Origin of the sequence: Streptomyces sp. NPDC035033, from assembly GCF_040636735.1 — a bacterium.
In the GTDB taxonomy this organism is placed as follows: domain Bacteria; phylum Actinomycetota; class Actinomycetes; order Streptomycetales; family Streptomycetaceae; genus Streptomyces.
The window spans coordinates 20,094-35,143 of sequence record NZ_JBEZUZ010000088.1 but is presented as its reverse complement, the minus strand read 5'-3'; the positions used below and the strand labels follow the sequence as shown (position 1 = coordinate 35,143).

The 15,050-nt window shown below is 72.8% G+C and carries 10 protein-coding genes, 1 pseudogene and 1 riboswitch; of the genes and pseudogenes, 7 read left to right on the top strand and 4 right to left on the bottom strand.

What is annotated here, in order from left to right; all coding sequences use genetic code 11:
- Both AB0E83_RS28245 and AB0E83_RS28240 read right to left on the bottom strand, forming a co-directional pair.
- A pseudogene (locus AB0E83_RS28245) lies at positions 1-182 on the bottom strand (hypothetical protein); the annotation flags it as partial.
- Between the two features lie 38 nt (positions 183-220).
- Positions 221-1,189 (bottom strand): glucosyl-3-phosphoglycerate synthase, encoded by a 969-nt coding sequence (locus AB0E83_RS28240; protein WP_362117780.1) that lies wholly within the window; start codon positions 1,187-1,189, stop codon positions 221-223.
- Positions 1,190-1,310: 121 nt separating this feature from the next.
- Positions 1,311-1,453, top strand: a riboswitch (SAM riboswitch).
- Between the two features lie 17 nt (positions 1,454-1,470).
- Here AB0E83_RS28240 and thrC point away from each other — a divergent pair.
- The 4 genes from thrC (at position 1,471) to groL (ending at position 5,792) form a co-directional block, all read left to right on the top strand.
- Positions 1,471-2,781, top strand: a complete 1,311-nt coding sequence (gene thrC, locus AB0E83_RS28235; protein WP_362117771.1) for a threonine synthase — start codon at positions 1,471-1,473, stop codon at positions 2,779-2,781.
- 32 nt (positions 2,782-2,813) lie between these two features.
- Entirely contained in the window at positions 2,814-3,092 is a 279-nt protein-coding gene (locus AB0E83_RS28230; RefSeq protein WP_189974304.1) for a MoaD/ThiS family protein, read from the top strand.
- Positions 3,093-3,521: 429 nt separating this feature from the next.
- Entirely contained in the window at positions 3,522-3,725 is a 204-nt protein-coding gene (locus AB0E83_RS28225; RefSeq protein ID WP_030498267.1) for a cold-shock protein, read from the top strand.
- A 444-nt stretch (positions 3,726-4,169) separates the two neighbouring features.
- Positions 4,170-5,792: a chaperonin GroEL gene (groL, locus tag AB0E83_RS28220; protein WP_031012284.1), complete on the top strand. Its 1,623-nt coding sequence runs from the start codon at positions 4,170-4,172 to the stop codon at positions 5,790-5,792.
- A gap of 89 nt (positions 5,793-5,881) precedes the next feature.
- Here the strand turns inward: groL and AB0E83_RS28215 are convergent, their stop codons facing one another.
- Positions 5,882-6,214 (bottom strand): deoxyxylulose-5-phosphate synthase, encoded by a 333-nt coding sequence (locus AB0E83_RS28215; RefSeq protein WP_362117766.1) that lies wholly within the window; start codon positions 6,212-6,214, stop codon positions 5,882-5,884.
- A gap of 246 nt (positions 6,215-6,460) precedes the next feature.
- Between AB0E83_RS28215 and AB0E83_RS28210 the strand changes: the two genes are divergently transcribed.
- Complete coding sequence (locus AB0E83_RS28210; protein ID WP_362117763.1) at positions 6,461-9,577, top strand: FG-GAP-like repeat-containing protein; 3,117 nt, start codon at positions 6,461-6,463, stop codon at positions 9,575-9,577.
- 52 nt (positions 9,578-9,629) lie between these two features.
- On the opposite strand, the gene AB0E83_RS28205 is transcribed toward AB0E83_RS28210, so the two are convergent.
- Entirely contained in the window at positions 9,630-10,373 is a 744-nt protein-coding gene (locus tag AB0E83_RS28205; RefSeq protein ID WP_362117760.1) for a class I SAM-dependent methyltransferase, read from the bottom strand.
- 403 nt (positions 10,374-10,776) lie between these two features.
- On the opposite strand from AB0E83_RS28205, the gene AB0E83_RS28200 reads away from it, so the two are divergent.
- Both AB0E83_RS28200 and AB0E83_RS28195 read left to right on the top strand, forming a co-directional pair.
- Complete coding sequence (locus AB0E83_RS28200; protein WP_362117757.1) at positions 10,777-13,902, top strand: FG-GAP-like repeat-containing protein; 3,126 nt, start codon at positions 10,777-10,779, stop codon at positions 13,900-13,902.
- Between the two features lie 96 nt (positions 13,903-13,998).
- Positions 13,999-14,988: an NAD-dependent epimerase/dehydratase family protein gene (locus AB0E83_RS28195; RefSeq protein WP_362117754.1), complete on the top strand. Its 990-nt coding sequence runs from the start codon at positions 13,999-14,001 to the stop codon at positions 14,986-14,988.
- Positions 14,989-15,050 lie beyond the last annotated feature (62 nt).

The following is a 15,050-nucleotide window of genomic DNA, read 5'->3' as shown; positions in this document are numbered from 1 at the left end:
TCCGGGCTGCCCTCCGGGGGCAGGCCCTGAGCGGCGATCAGCTTCTCCGCGTACACCTCCGAGTCGTCCTCCGGCGCGTAGCCGAGCGCGCGGGCCGGTCCGGCCGCCGCCGGGGAGAGCGGGCCCGCCGTGAGGAGGGCCGTCGCGAGCACGCGGGGGAGGAAGGATCGTCCGAGGCGCATAACAGGGCAATGTAGGTAAAGCCCATCATGTGCGGGCGTCACGCCACGCGGCGCCGCGCGTACTCCGTGATCTCCGCCATCGGCGGGCGCTCCTCCGTGTCCACCGCGTACGTCCGCGGCTCGAAGCCCGCCGGCCCCCGCTCGAACTGGGTCAGCCGGGGGCGCACGAGATGGCCCCGGGAGAGCCGCAGCTGCGCCGTGCGGTAGATCGCCGCCGCCATCCGGCCCAGCGCCCGCTCGTCCTGGTGCCGGTGCTTGCGGACCCCGACGTCCACCTGGGCCAGCGCGTCCAGGCCCACCGTGTGCAGCGCGTCGACGAGGAGGCCCAGCTCCACCCCGTAACCGACCGGGAAGGGGAGCCGTTCGAGCAGCGAGCGGCGCGCCGCGTACTCGCCGCCCAGCGGCTGGACGAAGCCGGCGAGCCGCGGCCAGTGCAGGTTGAGCAGCGGGCGGGCCACCAGCTCCGTCACCCGGCCGCCCTGGCCCGGGGACCCGCCGGGGGCGGCCCCGTCGGGCTCCGCGCCGAAGGGGCGGTCGTACATCGCCTTCACGAACTCCACGTCCGGGTCGGTGAGCAGCGGGCCCACGATCCCGGTCACGAAGTCCGCGGAGAAGTCCCTGAGGTCCGCGTCCACGAAGCAGACCACGTCCCCGCTCGTCACCATGAGCGACCGCCACAGGACCTCGCCCTTGCCGGGCACCGCCGGTATCCGGGGGAGCACGTCGTCCCGGGCGACCACGCGCGCGCCGGCCGCCGCCGCGACCTCGGCCGTGCGGTCGGTGGAGCCCGAGTCGATCACCACGAGCTCGTCCACGAGCGGCACGGCCGGCGTCATCAGCTCGCGCCGGATCACGCCGACGATGTCCCCGACGGTCGCCTCCTCGTTCAGCGCGGGCAGCACCACACTGACCGTCGTCCCCCGCTTGGCGGCGAGCACCCGCTCCAGGGGCCGGTCGGACACGGACCAGGACCGCCGGGTCAGCCAGCGCTCCACTTCTTCCAGCAACGTGATCTCCATCTCGCGGATCGGACGACCGTCTCCACCTTCGAAGCCTTCGGTTACAGTCTTGAACAACGCGGATGCCCGGTGCATGTCGGGGTGCCACCCGCGTCTCACAATCGAATACCGCTCATCCAGAGGGGCAGAGGGATACGGCCCGTTGAAGCCCCGGCAACCCTCCAGTCGGTTCGTCTTGCGCCAGCGAGGCCCCCGGCTAGGGAAGGTGCCAAATCCGTCTCATGGCGAAATGCGCCATGAGGAAGATGAGGAGAAAGGGCCTCGCCTCCATGGCTGTAAACACCGTCGCACCCGCAACCGCCGCTGCCGACTCCGCCGCCCCCGCCGTCGATCTCGGCCCCGCGTCCGGACTCTCCTGCCGCGAATGCGGCCAGGTCTTCGCCCTCGGCCCGATCTTCGCCTGCGAACTCTGTTTCGGCCCCCTCGAAGTCGCCTACGACCTGCCGGTCGGCGACCCCGAGGCGCTGCGGAAGCGGATCGAAGCCGGCCCGGCCAACATCTGGCGGTACGCGCCGCTGCTGCCCGTCCCCGCCGACGTCGCCGAGAAGCCGAACCTGAACCCCGGCTGGACCCCGCTGGTCAAGGCCGACAACCTCGCCCGCGAGATCGGCGTCGCCCCCGGCAAGCTCTACGTCAAGGACGACTCCGGCAACCCGACCCACTCCTTCAAGGACCGGGTCGTCGCCCAGGCCATCGAGGCCGCCCGCGCCTTCGGCTTCACCACCCTCTCCTGCTCCTCCACCGGCAACCTGGCCGGCGCCGTCGGCGCCGCCGCCGCCCGCGCCGGCTTCCGCTCCTGCGTCTTCATCCCGCACGACCTGGAGCAGGGCAAGATCGTCATGGCCGGCGTCTACGGCGGTGACCTCGTCGCCATCGAGGGCAACTACGACGACGTCAACCGCTTCTGCTCGGAGCTCATCGGCGACCCGCTCGGCGAGGGCTGGGGCTTCGTCAACGTCAACCTGCGCCCGTACTACGGCGAGGGCTCCAAGACGCTCGCGTACGAGATCTGCGAGCAGCTCGGCTGGGTCATCCCCGACCAGCTCGTCATCCCGATCGCCTCCGGCTCCCAGCTCACCAAGATCGACAAGGGGCTCCAGGAGCTCATCAAGCTGGGCCTGGTCGAGGAGAAGCCGTACAAGATCTTCGGCGCCCAGGCCGAGGGCTGCTCGCCGGTCTCCGCCGCCTTCAAGGCCGGCCACGACGTGGTCCGCCCGCAGAAGCCGAACACCATCGCCAAGTCCCTCGCGATCGGCAACCCGGCGGACGGCCCGTACGTCCTCGACATCGCCCGCCGCACCGGCGGCGCCGTGGAGGACGTCAACGACGAGCAGGTCGTGGACGCGATCAAGCTGCTCGCCCGGACCGAGGGCATCTTCGCCGAGACGGCGGGCGGCGTGACCGTGGGCGTGACGCGCAAGCTCGTCGAGGCCGGTCTCATCGACCCGGAGCTCACCACCGTCGTCCTCAACACCGGTGACGGGCTCAAGACCCTGGACGCCGTTGCCGACACCTCTCAGGCGACCGCCACCATCCGCCCGAGCCTGGACGCGTTCCGCGACGCGGGCCTGGCCCGCTGACACCCGCCGACACCCGTACGGAGAGCACCGACATGGCCGTGAACGTCCGCATCCCCACCATCCTCCGCACCTACACCGGCGGCCGGGCCGAGGTCCCCGCCGAGGGCGCGACCCTCGCCGAGGTCATCGCCGACCTGGAGAAGAACCACACGGGCATCGCCGCCCGCGTCCTGGACGACCAGGGCAAGCTGCGCCGCTTCGTGAACGTGTACGTGAACGACGACGACGTCCGCTTCGAGCAGGGCCTGGAGACCGCCACCCCGGACGGCGCCGGCGTCTCGATCATTCCGGCGGTCGCCGGCGGCTGCTGAGCCGCCTTCCGGACCGGTTCCGTCCGGTCCTGCCCGGCAGTACTGAATTGCCCCTTCCGCGAGAGAAGCGGAAGGGGCAATTCTGCATGGTTGAGCGCGGTAGAGTTGGGGAAGTCCCCTCGATCGCTCATGCCGGACGCATATGAGAGCGGGTCGGGACGCGACGAGAACGCGCCAACAAGCGACCGAAAAGCGCACGCACTCTGTACCTTATGCGCCTTTCGCCCGGCCCGACTTGCCCCGCAATTCAAGGTTTTCTCCCTGATTCCCGTTTCCGGTCCGTTCAGAATTCTCGGCGGATTGCCCTGTTGCAGAGGGCAGTTGGACAGATACATTCAGCCGCGGTCGACGCGTTCCGGCGCAGGTTCTGACCCGGGTCCGTGAAGTGCGGGTCCGCGCAAGGGCCAGTAAGTAATAGGGGAGTTAGGCATGGCTCAGGGCACCGTCAAGTGGTTCAACGCGGAGAAGGGCTACGGCTTCATCGCGGTCGACGGTGGTGCGGATGTTTTCGTCCACTACAGCGCCATCCAGATGGATGGGTACCGCAGCCTCGAAGAGGGCCAGCGAGTCGAGTTCGAGATCTCGCAGGGTCAGAAGGGTCCGCAGGCGGACATGGTCAAGGTGACCGCCTGAGGCGCGGCGCGATCGGCCACCGGCGTCTCGTCGTCGAGGGGCCCGCATCCCCAGGGATGCGGGCCCCTCACGCGTTCCCGGACGCCCGCCGCCGCGGGGCCCGGCGCCCCGCCCCGCCCCTGCCCGGCCACTGTCCCGGCCCCTGCCCGGCCCCCGCCCCGCCCCTGCCCGGCCACTGTCCGGCTCCTGTCCCGTCCCCTGCCCGGACCCCGCACCGCCCCCGTCCTCTCCCCTGCCCGATCCACGAGAGTCGCTTGCACTCGCATGGGTCGAGTGCTAATCATTGGCGTTAGCACTCGGAAGGTGAGAGTGCTACGAGGATCGGGCAGACGAGGTCGCCGACCGAGTGGGGCAAGGAACCACGAGGGAGTGCGGGCCGTCCGTCGCGGGCGTCGGCGCGGTCCTGGAGCGTTATCCACCCCATGTCCGGGAGGACCACTTCACATGGCCAAGATCATCGCGTTCGACGAGGAGGCCCGGCGCGGTCTCGAGCGCGGCATGAACCAGCTCGCTGACGCCGTCAAGGTCACCCTCGGCCCCAAGGGCCGCAACGTCGTCCTCGAGAAGAAGTGGGGTGCCCCCACGATCACCAACGATGGTGTCTCCATCGCCAAGGAGATCGAGCTCGAGGACCCGTACGAGAAGATCGGCGCCGAGCTGGTCAAGGAAGTCGCCAAGAAGACGGACGACGTCGCCGGCGACGGTACGACCACCGCCACCGTCCTCGCCCAGGCGCTCGTCCGCGAGGGCCTCCGCAACGTCGCCGCCGGTGCCAACCCGATGGCCCTCAAGCGCGGCATCGAGAAGGCCGTCGAGGCCGTCTCCGGCGCCCTGCTCGACCAGGCGAAGGAGGTCGAGACGAAGGAGCAGATCGCCTCCACCGCCTCCATCTCCGCCGCCGACACCCAGATCGGCGAGCTCATCGCCGAGGCCATGGACAAGGTCGGCAAGGAAGGCGTCATCACGGTCGAGGAGTCCCAGACCTTCGGTCTGGAGCTGGAGCTCACCGAGGGCATGCGCTTCGACAAGGGCTACATCTCGGCGTACTTCGCGACCGACATGGAGCGCATGGAGGCCGCGCTCGAGGACCCCTACATCCTCATCGTCAACTCCAAGATCTCCTCGGTGAAGGACCTCCTCCCGCTCCTGGAGAAGGTCATGCAGTCGGGCAAGCCGCTGCTGATCATCGCCGAGGACGTCGAGGGCGAGGCCCTGTCGACCCTGGTCGTCAACAAGATCCGCGGCACCTTCCGCTCCGTCGCGGTCAAGGCCCCGGGCTTCGGCGACCGCCGCAAGGCCATGCTCCAGGACATCGCCATCCTCACCGGCGGCACGGTCATCTCCGAGGAGGTCGGCCTCAAGCTGGAGTCGGCCGGTCTCGACCTGCTGGGCCGCGCCCGCAAGGTCGTCATCACCAAGGACGAGACCACCATCGTCGACGGTGCCGGTGACAGCGAGCAGGTCGCGGGCCGCGTGAACCAGATCCGCGCCGAGATCGAGAACAGCGACTCCGACTACGACCGCGAGAAGCTCCAGGAGCGCCTCGCGAAGCTCGCCGGCGGCGTGGCGGTCATCAAGGCCGGTGCCGCGACCGAGGTCGAGCTCAAGGAGCGCAAGCACCGCATCGAGGACGCCGTGCGCAACGCCAAGGCGGCCGTCGAGGAGGGCATCGTCGCCGGCGGTGGCGTGGCCCTGCTCCAGGCCTCCAGCGTCTTCGAGAAGCTGGAGCTGGACGGCGACGAGGCCACCGGTGCCGCGATCGTCAAGCTCGCCCTGGAGGCCCCGATCAAGCAGATCGCGGTCAACGCGGGCCTCGAGGGCGGCGTCGTCGTCGAGAAGGTGCGCAACCTGACCCCGGGCCACGGCCTCAACGCCGCGACCGGCGAGTACGTCGACCTGGTCGCCGAGGGCATCATCGACCCGGCCAAGGTGACGCGCTCCGCGCTGCAGAACGCCGCGTCGATCGCCGCGCTCTTCCTCACCACCGAGGCCGTCATCGCCGACAAGCCGGAGAAGGCCGCGGCCCCGGCCGGCGGCGGCATGCCGGGCGGTGACATGGACTTCTGATCCTGAACGGATCGGTGGTTCATCGCTGAAACGCGAACCGAGGGCGGCACCCCTGCGCAGGGGTGCCGCCCTCGGCGCGTTCCCGGCCCTCAGACGACGGGCCGCACGAGGGCCTCGGCGAGCGGTTCGCCGGTGCGGCGGGCGTACGCGACGCGGGCCTTCACCTCGGCGAGCGTCCGGGGCCGGTAGCCGGGCCCGCACCCCTGGCAGCAGCTGGTGCGGAACCGCACGCCCGCGTGCAGCAGGACGGACAGCACCCGCCACCCCTCGTCGTCCCGCCGCCTCGGCGGCTGGAACGCGGATCCGACGCCCACCATCGGCTCCCCGCACCGCGGGCACCGGTGCTCGGGGCCGTGCTCGTACCCCTGCTTGTACGAGCCCCGGCACGGCAGGCACACGTACGAGGACCTGTTGACTCCCATGGGGGCAGGGTAGGGGCCCGGGGCACGGCCCCGCCCGCGGTTTCGCGCCCCGCGGCCGGCGGCACCCTTCGGACGAGGCCACTCCGCTTCCCGTCGGGTTTCGGCCACCTGTACGATCGCGCCAGTCGGCAGGTGGGGGCATCGGGCCGGCGCCCGCGCGCGACGCCCGCGGCCTTCGTGCCGCCGTTCCGCGCGCCCCTCCGTCGCCTGTCGCCATCGACGTTCCGCACGAGGGGACCCCCTTTCTTGTCCGTTCGAAGAACCGTCGCGCTCGCCCTGAGCACGACCCTGGCCCTCACCGGCCTCGCGGCCGCCACGGCCCCGGCCGCGGTGGCGGCCGACACGGCACCGTACGAGGTGACGATCCCCGCCCCGAGCGACCCGGACGCCCCGGCCCACGGCGAGGTGCGGGCCGTCGGGACCGGCGTGCAGGTGCTGGGCCCCCGACAGGTCCGCTGGCACGGCCTGAGCGGCGGGCGCACCGCCTACGGGCCGACCTGCGAGCCCGGCGAGTCGTTCTCGGCCGGTGACGTGCTCGTCTGCTCCGACGCGTACGACGGCGGCTACAGCGCCTTCGCCACCGTCCACGACTTCGCGACCGGCCGGACCGCCGACCTGGAGACCGGATCCGGCGAGGCGTGGCTGCCGCTCGTCGCGGGACGGCACCTGGTCCGGTCCGGGACCGGCGCCGACGGCGTCACCCTGTACCTCGTCGGCTACGGCGAGAACGCCCCCGCCGACCGCGAGGTGCACCTCCCGGACGCCACCGGGGAGCCGCAGGTCCTCGCCCAGGACGGCACGGGCGCGGTCCTGCGCTACGCCGTCGGCGAGGCCACCGCCGTCGGCCTGCTCGACTTCGCCGCCGGCACCGTCACGCCGCTGCCGGGCCCGGCGTTCACCGACGGCACCGTCCACGCGCGGTCCGCCGCCCTCGACGCGCGGCGGATCGTCCTCGGCGGGACGACCCAGGCCGTCGTCCTCTCCCGCACCGACCCGGCCGCCCCCGGCCGCACCGTCGCCCTGCCGCACCCCGCCACCGACAGCACCGCGCGGCTCGCCCTCGCGGGCGACTGGCTCCTCGGCCGGGCCGCGCTCCCCACGACGGACGACCCCCAGTACGCCGAGCTGTACGCCGTCCCGCTCGCCGGCGGCGCCTCCCGCGACCTCGGCATCACCGTCGGGGCCGGGGCACCGGCCGAGCGCGGGGCGGACGGCGCGGTGTACGTGGCGGGCACGCCGGACGCGGGCGCCTTCGGCGTGCAGCGGATCGCCCCCGGCACCGACGGCGCACCGGTCGCCAAGCCCTTCCTGCCCCTGCCCGGGGTCTTCCCCCGGGAGAGCCTGACCCTCTCCCAGGGACGGCTCGTGTCGCAGACCGCCAACGGCACCTCGGACCGGGTGCTCCAGGGGTACGACCTCGCCCTCACGGGCACGCACGCGGCGACCGCGCGGTGGAGCTGCGACTCCCTGGTGCCGGCCGCGAACTGCCCGCAGATCCTGCCCAGCGCGACCTACCCGCGCTGGTGGACGGACACCGGCGACGGCCGGCTCGTCACCCTGGAGAGCGTGAGCCGCACCGACTGCGCCGACTGCGCCGTCGCGATCCACGTGACGACCCCCGGCAGCGGCGGCTCCACCCGCAGCGTCGTGGTCAAGCACGCGAGCCGGCTCACCCCGGCCACCCTCGTGCGCGCCTCCGGCCGCTCCGTGCACTTCTACGCCGACGCCGGCACCACCCGCCGCTCGATCGTCGCGGACATCGAGACCGGCGCCGTGCTCCGGGACTCCACGAACCTGAACCAGTCGCTGTGGGGCGGCCAGCTGTGGACCGGCTCCGCCACGAACGGCACGGTCACCGCCGTCGACGTCCGCACGGGCGCGACGGTCGCCACCGCCGACCTCGGCACGAGCTGCGAGTTCACCGGTCTTGAGGTCGTCGGCAAGTGGATCCAGCAGCGGTGCGCCGACGACCCCGGCGCCGTCGTCGTCCACGACCGCGAGAAGCGCCAGTCGGTCTGGACCCGGATCCCGGACGACGTCCGGCCGCACCTCGGCGACGGCTTCCTCGTCTTCCCGGCCGCCTTCTGGGGCGAGGAGCTGTACGCGGTCGACGTCCGCTCCGGCACCGACCAGGAGCGCGCCCTCGGCGAACTCGACGACGACCGGAACGACTACGACGGCCAGGGCTGGACCGTCGACCGCTTCGGCGGCGGCATCGCCTTCGTCGACACCTGGGAGTCGGCCCGCGTCACCGGCCTCGGCGGCGCCACCAGCCGCCTCACCGCCATCGACGCCGCCGCCGCGACCTCGGTGAACATCAAGTCCGGTGCGTGGAAGCCACGTTGGTGGCTGTCGAAGCCCGGCGCCTCGTGGAACCTCTCGCTGAAGCACAAGACCAGCGGCAAGGTCGTGCGGACCCTGACCGGCGGCGAGGCACGCGGCATCGTGGCGCCGTCGTGGGACGGGAAGGACGCGGCCGGGAAGTACGTGGCCAACGGCGCGTACGGCTGGACGCTGACGGTGAAGCCGGCCGACGGTCAGGGCGCTGACCTGGTCGTCTCCGGGGCCGTGGGCGTCACCGGTGCCGCTGCCGTGTGGCGGGACATGGCCGGTGACGACGGTTTCGGTGATCTGCTGGTGATGGACACGGCCGGGGCGATGTCGCTGTACCGGGGCACCGGTACGGGTGGCGTGTCGTCGCGGATCGCGGGGGTCGGGAACAAGTTCGCGACCACCACCCTCTTCGCTCCGGTCGGTGATCTGAACGGGGATCGGTGTGCGGATGTGTACGCGCGGGTCGGTGACCAGTTGCGGGCGTACCGGCCGGGGTGCGGGAAGGTGCTGACGGCGTCGTCGCCGTACACGCTCGTGGGTTCGGGCTGGGGTGGGTACGACGTGCTGACCTCGTCCGGTGACGTGAACGGCGACGGTTACGCCGATCTCGTCGCGCGGCAGGCGTCCACGGGTGATGTGTACTTCTACGGGGGGACCGCGACGCACGCGCTGAAGGCCCGTGTTCGGATCGGTGCGAACTGGAAGCTGTACAAGAAGATCGTCGGGGCCGGTGACCTGAACGGTGACGGGCGCGGGGATCTCCTCGGCCTCGACTCCGCCGGTGTGCTGTGGCGGTACTACGGCACGTCGACCGGTGGTGTGACGGCTCGGGTGAAGGTCGGTGGCGGCTGGGGCGGGTACTCCGCGCTGGTCGGTGTCGGTGACCTGTCCGGGGACGGCAAGGCCGATCTGCTGGCGCGGGACACGGCCGGGAAGCTGTGGCGGTACGCCTCCACCGGTGCCGGTGCGTACGGCACGCGCGTGCTGATCGGCAGCAGCGGCTGGAACGGGTTCAAGGGCCTGTTCTGACGAGTGCCGCAAGCGCGAGGGGCCCGGGACGAGATCCCGGGCCCCTCGTGCGTCACGGGCGGCGGAAGAGGGCCGTCCAGAGGAAGCTCTCGCCGAAGTGCGGGGAGTCCGCCGGTTCGTCGCGCATGCGGCGCGTCTCCAGCGGGGTCAGGTCGGCGAAGAGGGCGCGGAGGGCCGTGTCCGTGTAGGCGAGGCCGCCTTCCAGGGTGCCCTCGCGGTAGAAGTCGGCGTCGGGGCGCTCCGAGCCCATGCCGCCCTCGCCCGCCGCGAAGGCCGTCAGGGCGAAGAGGCCGCCGGGGGCCAGGACGCGGTCCAGGAGGGCCAGGTAGCTGACGCGGCGGTGCGGGGGGAGGTGGTGGAGGCAGCCGGAGTCGTAGACGAGGTCGTACGGGCCCTCGACCGTGCCGGGCGCGAAGGCGTTGCCGCAGGTGAAGCGGATGTTCTCGACGCCGTCGCGCCGGGCCCGCTCCTCGGCCCAGCCGATCGCCGTCGCGGAGAGGTCGACGGCGTCCACCCGGTAGCCGAGCGAGGCGAGGTACAGGGCGTTGCGGGCCGGGCCGCAGCCCAGGTCGAGGGCGCGTCCGCCGCCCTTGAGCAGGCCCCGCTCCGCGTACGCCGCCAGGTTCTCGTCCGGCTTCGGGACGAAGAACGGCACCGGCCGGTCCCGGTCCGCGTAGAAGCCGTCCCACCAGTCCGCGCCGCCCTCCGTCCACCGGTCGGCGCCGGGCGCGAACAGCCCGTCCAGCAGCTCCAGCACGTCCTCGACCGTGCGGATCCCGCGGCCCGTTCCTGTCATGTGGATCTCCCCTCGATGCGACTTCCAGGGTAGGGGCGGAGACGGTAAAAGCCCAGGTCAGGGCGGGAGTTGGGGGTGTCTGGCGGGGGCCTGCGCGGGGGCGGGCGGGCCGCCTGCGAGGCCGTCGGGCCTCCCGGGTGCGGACGGGGGCGCGAAGGCCGTCGCGGGGCCGCTGCGGGGCGGGACGGGGCCTTTCCGCGGCGGGCCGGGGCGGGTTCTTCGGGGCGGCGACTTACCTGGTGGCGCCGGTGTTTCGCGCGGCTGTACGATCCGGCTGCCGGCGGATGGGGGGGCTTTCGGGCCGGTGTCCCGGCCGGACGCGCGCGCCCATCGGCGCACGCCGTCCTCCGCGCCCCTCCACAGACCGTCGCCATCGACTTTCCGTACGAGGGGAACCCCTTTCTTGTCCGTTCGAAGAGCCGTCGCGCTCGCGCTGAGCGCGGCGCTGGGCCTCACCGGCCTCGCGGGCGTCACCGCGCCCGCCGCCCTGGCCGCGTCCACCAGCCCGTACGAGGTGACGATCCCGGCGCCGCCGAGCGCCACCCCGCCGTACCAGCAGCTCTTCGGCGCGGGCACCGGCGTGCAGACCACCGACCCGGCGACCGGGCGACTGCGCTGGCAGAGCCTGGCGGACGGGCGGGTGGAACTCCGCGACTTCTGCGACTCCTCCGACCGCCTCGCCTACTTCGGCGACCGGGTCGGCTGCGTCGGCCACCACGGCGACGCGGCCGAGGCGTCCGTGTACGACTTCGCCACCGGCACCGTCCTCACCCGGGCCCGGCCCGAGGGCCACACCTGGCTGCGCGCCTTCGACGCGCACCGGATGCTCGCCTACCGCGCCGACGCCGAGGGCGCCGTGACCCTGAGTCTGCTGGGCCTCGGCGAGGGCGCCCCGGCGGACGCCGACGTCACGACGGACGAGCGGATCACCGGCCGCCCCGAGGTGCTGGCCTTCGACGGCGCCGGCGCGGTCGTCCGCTACACGCGGGCCGACCAGAGCACCGCCGTCGGCCTCCTCGACTTCGCCGCCGCGCGCCTCGAACCGCTGTCGGCCGGCCCCGCCCTCCCCGGCACCCTGAAGGCCGCGCTCAGCGGCGACCGGATCGCCCTGTACGGCGACTACGGCACGGACCGGGCGTACGTCGTCCCGCGCGCCGTCCCCTCGGCGCCCGGCAAGACCGTCACCGTGCCCGGCGCCTCGTACGGCGAGGGCCGGCTCGCGCTCCTCGGCGACTGGCTCGTCGGCCACGTCGGCGACCCCTACGCCCAGCGCCGCCTCAAGGCGGTCTCCCTCGAAACCGGTGCCGTCCAGGACCTGGGGGTCCTCGCCGCCACCGCCGTCGACCTGCGGAGGGCCCCGAACGACTCCCTGTACGTCGTCGGCGGCACCGACTCCAGCCACTGGGGCGTCCGCCGCGTCACCCTCGACGCCGCCACCGGCGCGCCGGTCACCGCGCAGGTCCTGAGCACGCCGCCCAAGCCGGTCCAGCGGACCGGCCTGACGCTCGCGAACGGCCACCTCACCACCGAGCACACCGACGACCCGAAGCGGGAGCTCGTTCGCTACGACCTCTCGCTCACCGAGCCGAGGACGGCCACCCGGCGCTGGAGCTGCGACGCGGTCAGCGGCACCGCCGCGAACTGCCCGCCGACCACCACCACGCGCGAGATCATCTCGACGCGGTGGATCGACACCGGTGACGGCCGGCTGGTCACCCTCCTCACCGAGGACCTCCCGGCGTTCCGCACCGAGCCCCCGTGCAGCGGCTGCGTCATCAAGGTCCAGGTGACGACGACCGGCGCCGGCGGCACCACCCGCACCGTCCAGCTGGACACCACCCGCAGGCTGAGCCCGAGGGTGCTGCTCGGCGCGAGCGGGCGTCACCTGCACTTCCTCGCCACCGAGAACTACGAGACGCGCTCCGTCGTCGCCGACATCGAGACCGGCAAGGTCCTGTCGGTGTCCGCCGGCGCGAACCAGTCCCTCTGGGGCACCTGGCTCTGGAGCGCGTCCACGGCGAACGACACCGTCAGCGCGGTCGACGTGCGCACGGGTGCCACGGTCGCCACGGCCGATCTCGGCATCGACTGCGGCATCGTCGAGTTCAACGTCCTCGGGAAGTGGATGTACGGGCGCTGCGGCACCACCGCCGTCGTGCACGACCGCGAGACGAAGAAGTCCGTCCGCTTCCAGGTCGGCAGCGGCGGTGGCCGGGCGATCCTCGGTGACGGGTTCCTCGTCAAGACCTCCTACGCGGCGGAGGGCGACCAGGTGCAGGTGATCGACGTCCGCTCCGGCACGGCCGTCACCCGTACGCTCGGCTCGATGCCGTCCGGCGTGACGAACTACAACCAGACGTGGACCGTCGACCGCTTCGGCGGAGCCGTCGCCTTCGTCGACGCCCAGCAGGCGATCCGGGTCGCCGGCCTCGGCGGCACCACCAGCCGCGCCACGGTGACCGACTCGTCCGTCTCCACCTCGGTGAACATCAAGTCGGCTCCGTGGAAGCCGCGTTGGTGGGTGTCGAAGCCCGTCCTGTGGACGCTGACGCTCAAGAACAAGGCGAACGGCAAGGTCGTACGGACCCTGACCGGCGAGGGCCGGGGCGTCGTCGCCCCCGCCTGGGACGGCAAGGACGCGTCCGGGAAGTACGTCGCCAACGGCGCCCACACCTGGACCCTGACCGCGAAGCCCGCCGACGGGCAGGGCGCCGACCTGACGGCCTCCGGCGCGCTGGCCGTGTCCGGCGCCGCCGCCGTGCGGCGGGACATGGCGGGCGACGACGGCTTCGGCGACCTGCTGGTGATGGACACGACGGGGGCGACGTCCCTGTACCGGGGTACGGGTACGGGCGGTGTCTCGGCCCGGATCGCGGGCAGCGGGACGAAGTTCCCCACGACGGCCCTCTTCGCTCCGGTCGGTGATCTGAACGGTGACCGGTGTGCGGATGTGTACGCGCGGGTCGGTGACCAGTTGCGGGCGTACCGGCCCGGGTGCGGGAAGGTGCTGACGGCGTCGTCGCCGTACACGCTCGTGGGTTCGGGCTGGGGTGGGTACGACGTGCTGACCTCGTCCGGTGACGTGAACGGCGACGGTTACGCCGATCTCGTCGCGCGGCAGGCGTCCACGGGTGATGTGTACTTCTACGGGGGGACCGCGACGCACGCGCTGAAGGCCCGTGTTCGGATCGGTGCGAACTGGAAGCTGTACAAGAAGATCGTCGGGGCCGGTGACCTGAACGGTGACGGGCGCGGGGATCTCCTCGGCCTCGACTCCGCCGGTGTGCTGTGGCGGTACTACGGCACGTCGACCGGTGGCGTGACGGCTCGGGTGAAGGTCGGTGGCGGCTGGGGCGGGTACTCGGCTCTGGTCGGTGTCGGTGACCTGTCCGGGGACGGCAAGGCCGATCTACTCGCGCGGGACACGGCCGGGAAGCTGTGGCGGTACGCCTCCACCGGGGCTGGTGCGTACGGAACTCGGGTGCTGATCGGCAGCAGCGGCTGGAACGGGTTCAAGGGCCTGTTCTAGGACGTCGGAAAACCTTTCGTTCGCCGTCGGCGCATTCGGTGCGCCGACGGCGAACTGCGTTCTCGGGGAAGGCCGTTCGGTGGTCGACTGGGGCGCATGGAGATTCTGGTTCTGGGCGGGACGGCCTGGGTGGGCCGCGAGGTGGCGCGGCGGGCGCTGGCGCGGGGGCACGCGGTGACGTGTCTGGCGCGCGGGGAGAGCGGGGAGGTGGCGGAGGGGGCCGTGCTCGTGGCGGCCGACCGGCGGGAGCCGGGGGCGTACGACGCGCTGCTCGACCGGGAGTGGGACGCGGTGGTCGAGGTGTCCTGGCAGCCGGGGTTCGTCCGGGGGGCGCTGGACGCGCTGGCCGGGCGGGCCCGGCACTGGACGTACGTGTCGTCCGGGAACGTGTACGCCTCGCAGGCCGAGATCGGGGCGGACGAGTCCGCCGCGACCCTGCCGCCGACCGAGCTCGACGAGGTCGGCCGGGAGCTGTACGGGGAGGCCAAGGCGGCGTGCGAGCTGGCCTCGGCGGCCGCGCTAGGCGACCGGCTGCTCGTCGCGCGGGCGGGGCTCATCGGCGGCCCGGGGGACGTCAGCTGCCGCACCGGGTACTGGGCGGCGCGGGCCGCGCGCGACCCCGAGGGGCCGCTGCTGGTGCCGGACGAGCCGGAGCTGCCGACGCGGGTCGTCGACGTCCGGGACCTCGTCGACTGGATCCTCGACGCGGCGGAGAAGGGGGTGACGGGCACGTACGACACGGTGGGGCCGAACATGTCCCTCGGCGAGTGGATCGCGCTCTCGCGGGCGGCCGCCGGGCACACCGGGCCGGTCGTGCCGGCTTCCTCGGCGTGGCTGCTGGAGCAGGGCGTGGAGGAGTTCATGGGCCCCGACTCGCTGCCGCTGTGGATCGTGGCCGAGGACTGGAGCGGGTTCCAGGCCCGTTCGGGCGCGGCGGCGGCGGAGGCGGGGCTGCGCCACCGCCCCCGCGAGGAGCTGATCGCCGACACGCTGGCGTGGGAGCGGGAGCAGGGGCTCGACCGGGAGCGGAAGGCGGGCCTGAGCCCGTCCCGCGAGGCCGGGCTGCTGGCCCTCCTGGGGCGGTAGCCCCACGGCCCGGGGCCGGCCCGTGGAGGTCCTGCCCGGCGCGGGCCGGCCCCGGCCCGGTG

Bases quoted from the DNA above. Each gene is read 5' to 3' on its own strand.
- thrC (WP_362117771.1), top strand. From the start codon at position 1,471: ATGGCTGTAAACACCGTCGCACCCGCAACCGCCGCTGCCGACTCCGCC.
- AB0E83_RS28215 (WP_362117766.1), bottom strand. From the start codon at position 6,214: ATGGGAGTCAACAGGTCCTCGTACGTGTGCCTGCCGTGCCGGGGCTCG.
- AB0E83_RS28205 (WP_362117760.1), bottom strand. From the start codon at position 10,373: ATGACAGGAACGGGCCGCGGGATCCGCACGGTCGAGGACGTGCTGGAG.
- groL (WP_031012284.1), top strand. From the start codon at position 4,170: ATGGCCAAGATCATCGCGTTCGACGAGGAGGCCCGGCGCGGTCTCGAG.
- AB0E83_RS28230 (WP_189974304.1), top strand. From the start codon at position 2,814: ATGGCCGTGAACGTCCGCATCCCCACCATCCTCCGCACCTACACCGGC.
- AB0E83_RS28195 (WP_362117754.1), top strand. From the start codon at position 13,999: ATGGAGATTCTGGTTCTGGGCGGGACGGCCTGGGTGGGCCGCGAGGTG.
- AB0E83_RS28225 (WP_030498267.1), top strand. From the start codon at position 3,522: ATGGCTCAGGGCACCGTCAAGTGGTTCAACGCGGAGAAGGGCTACGGC.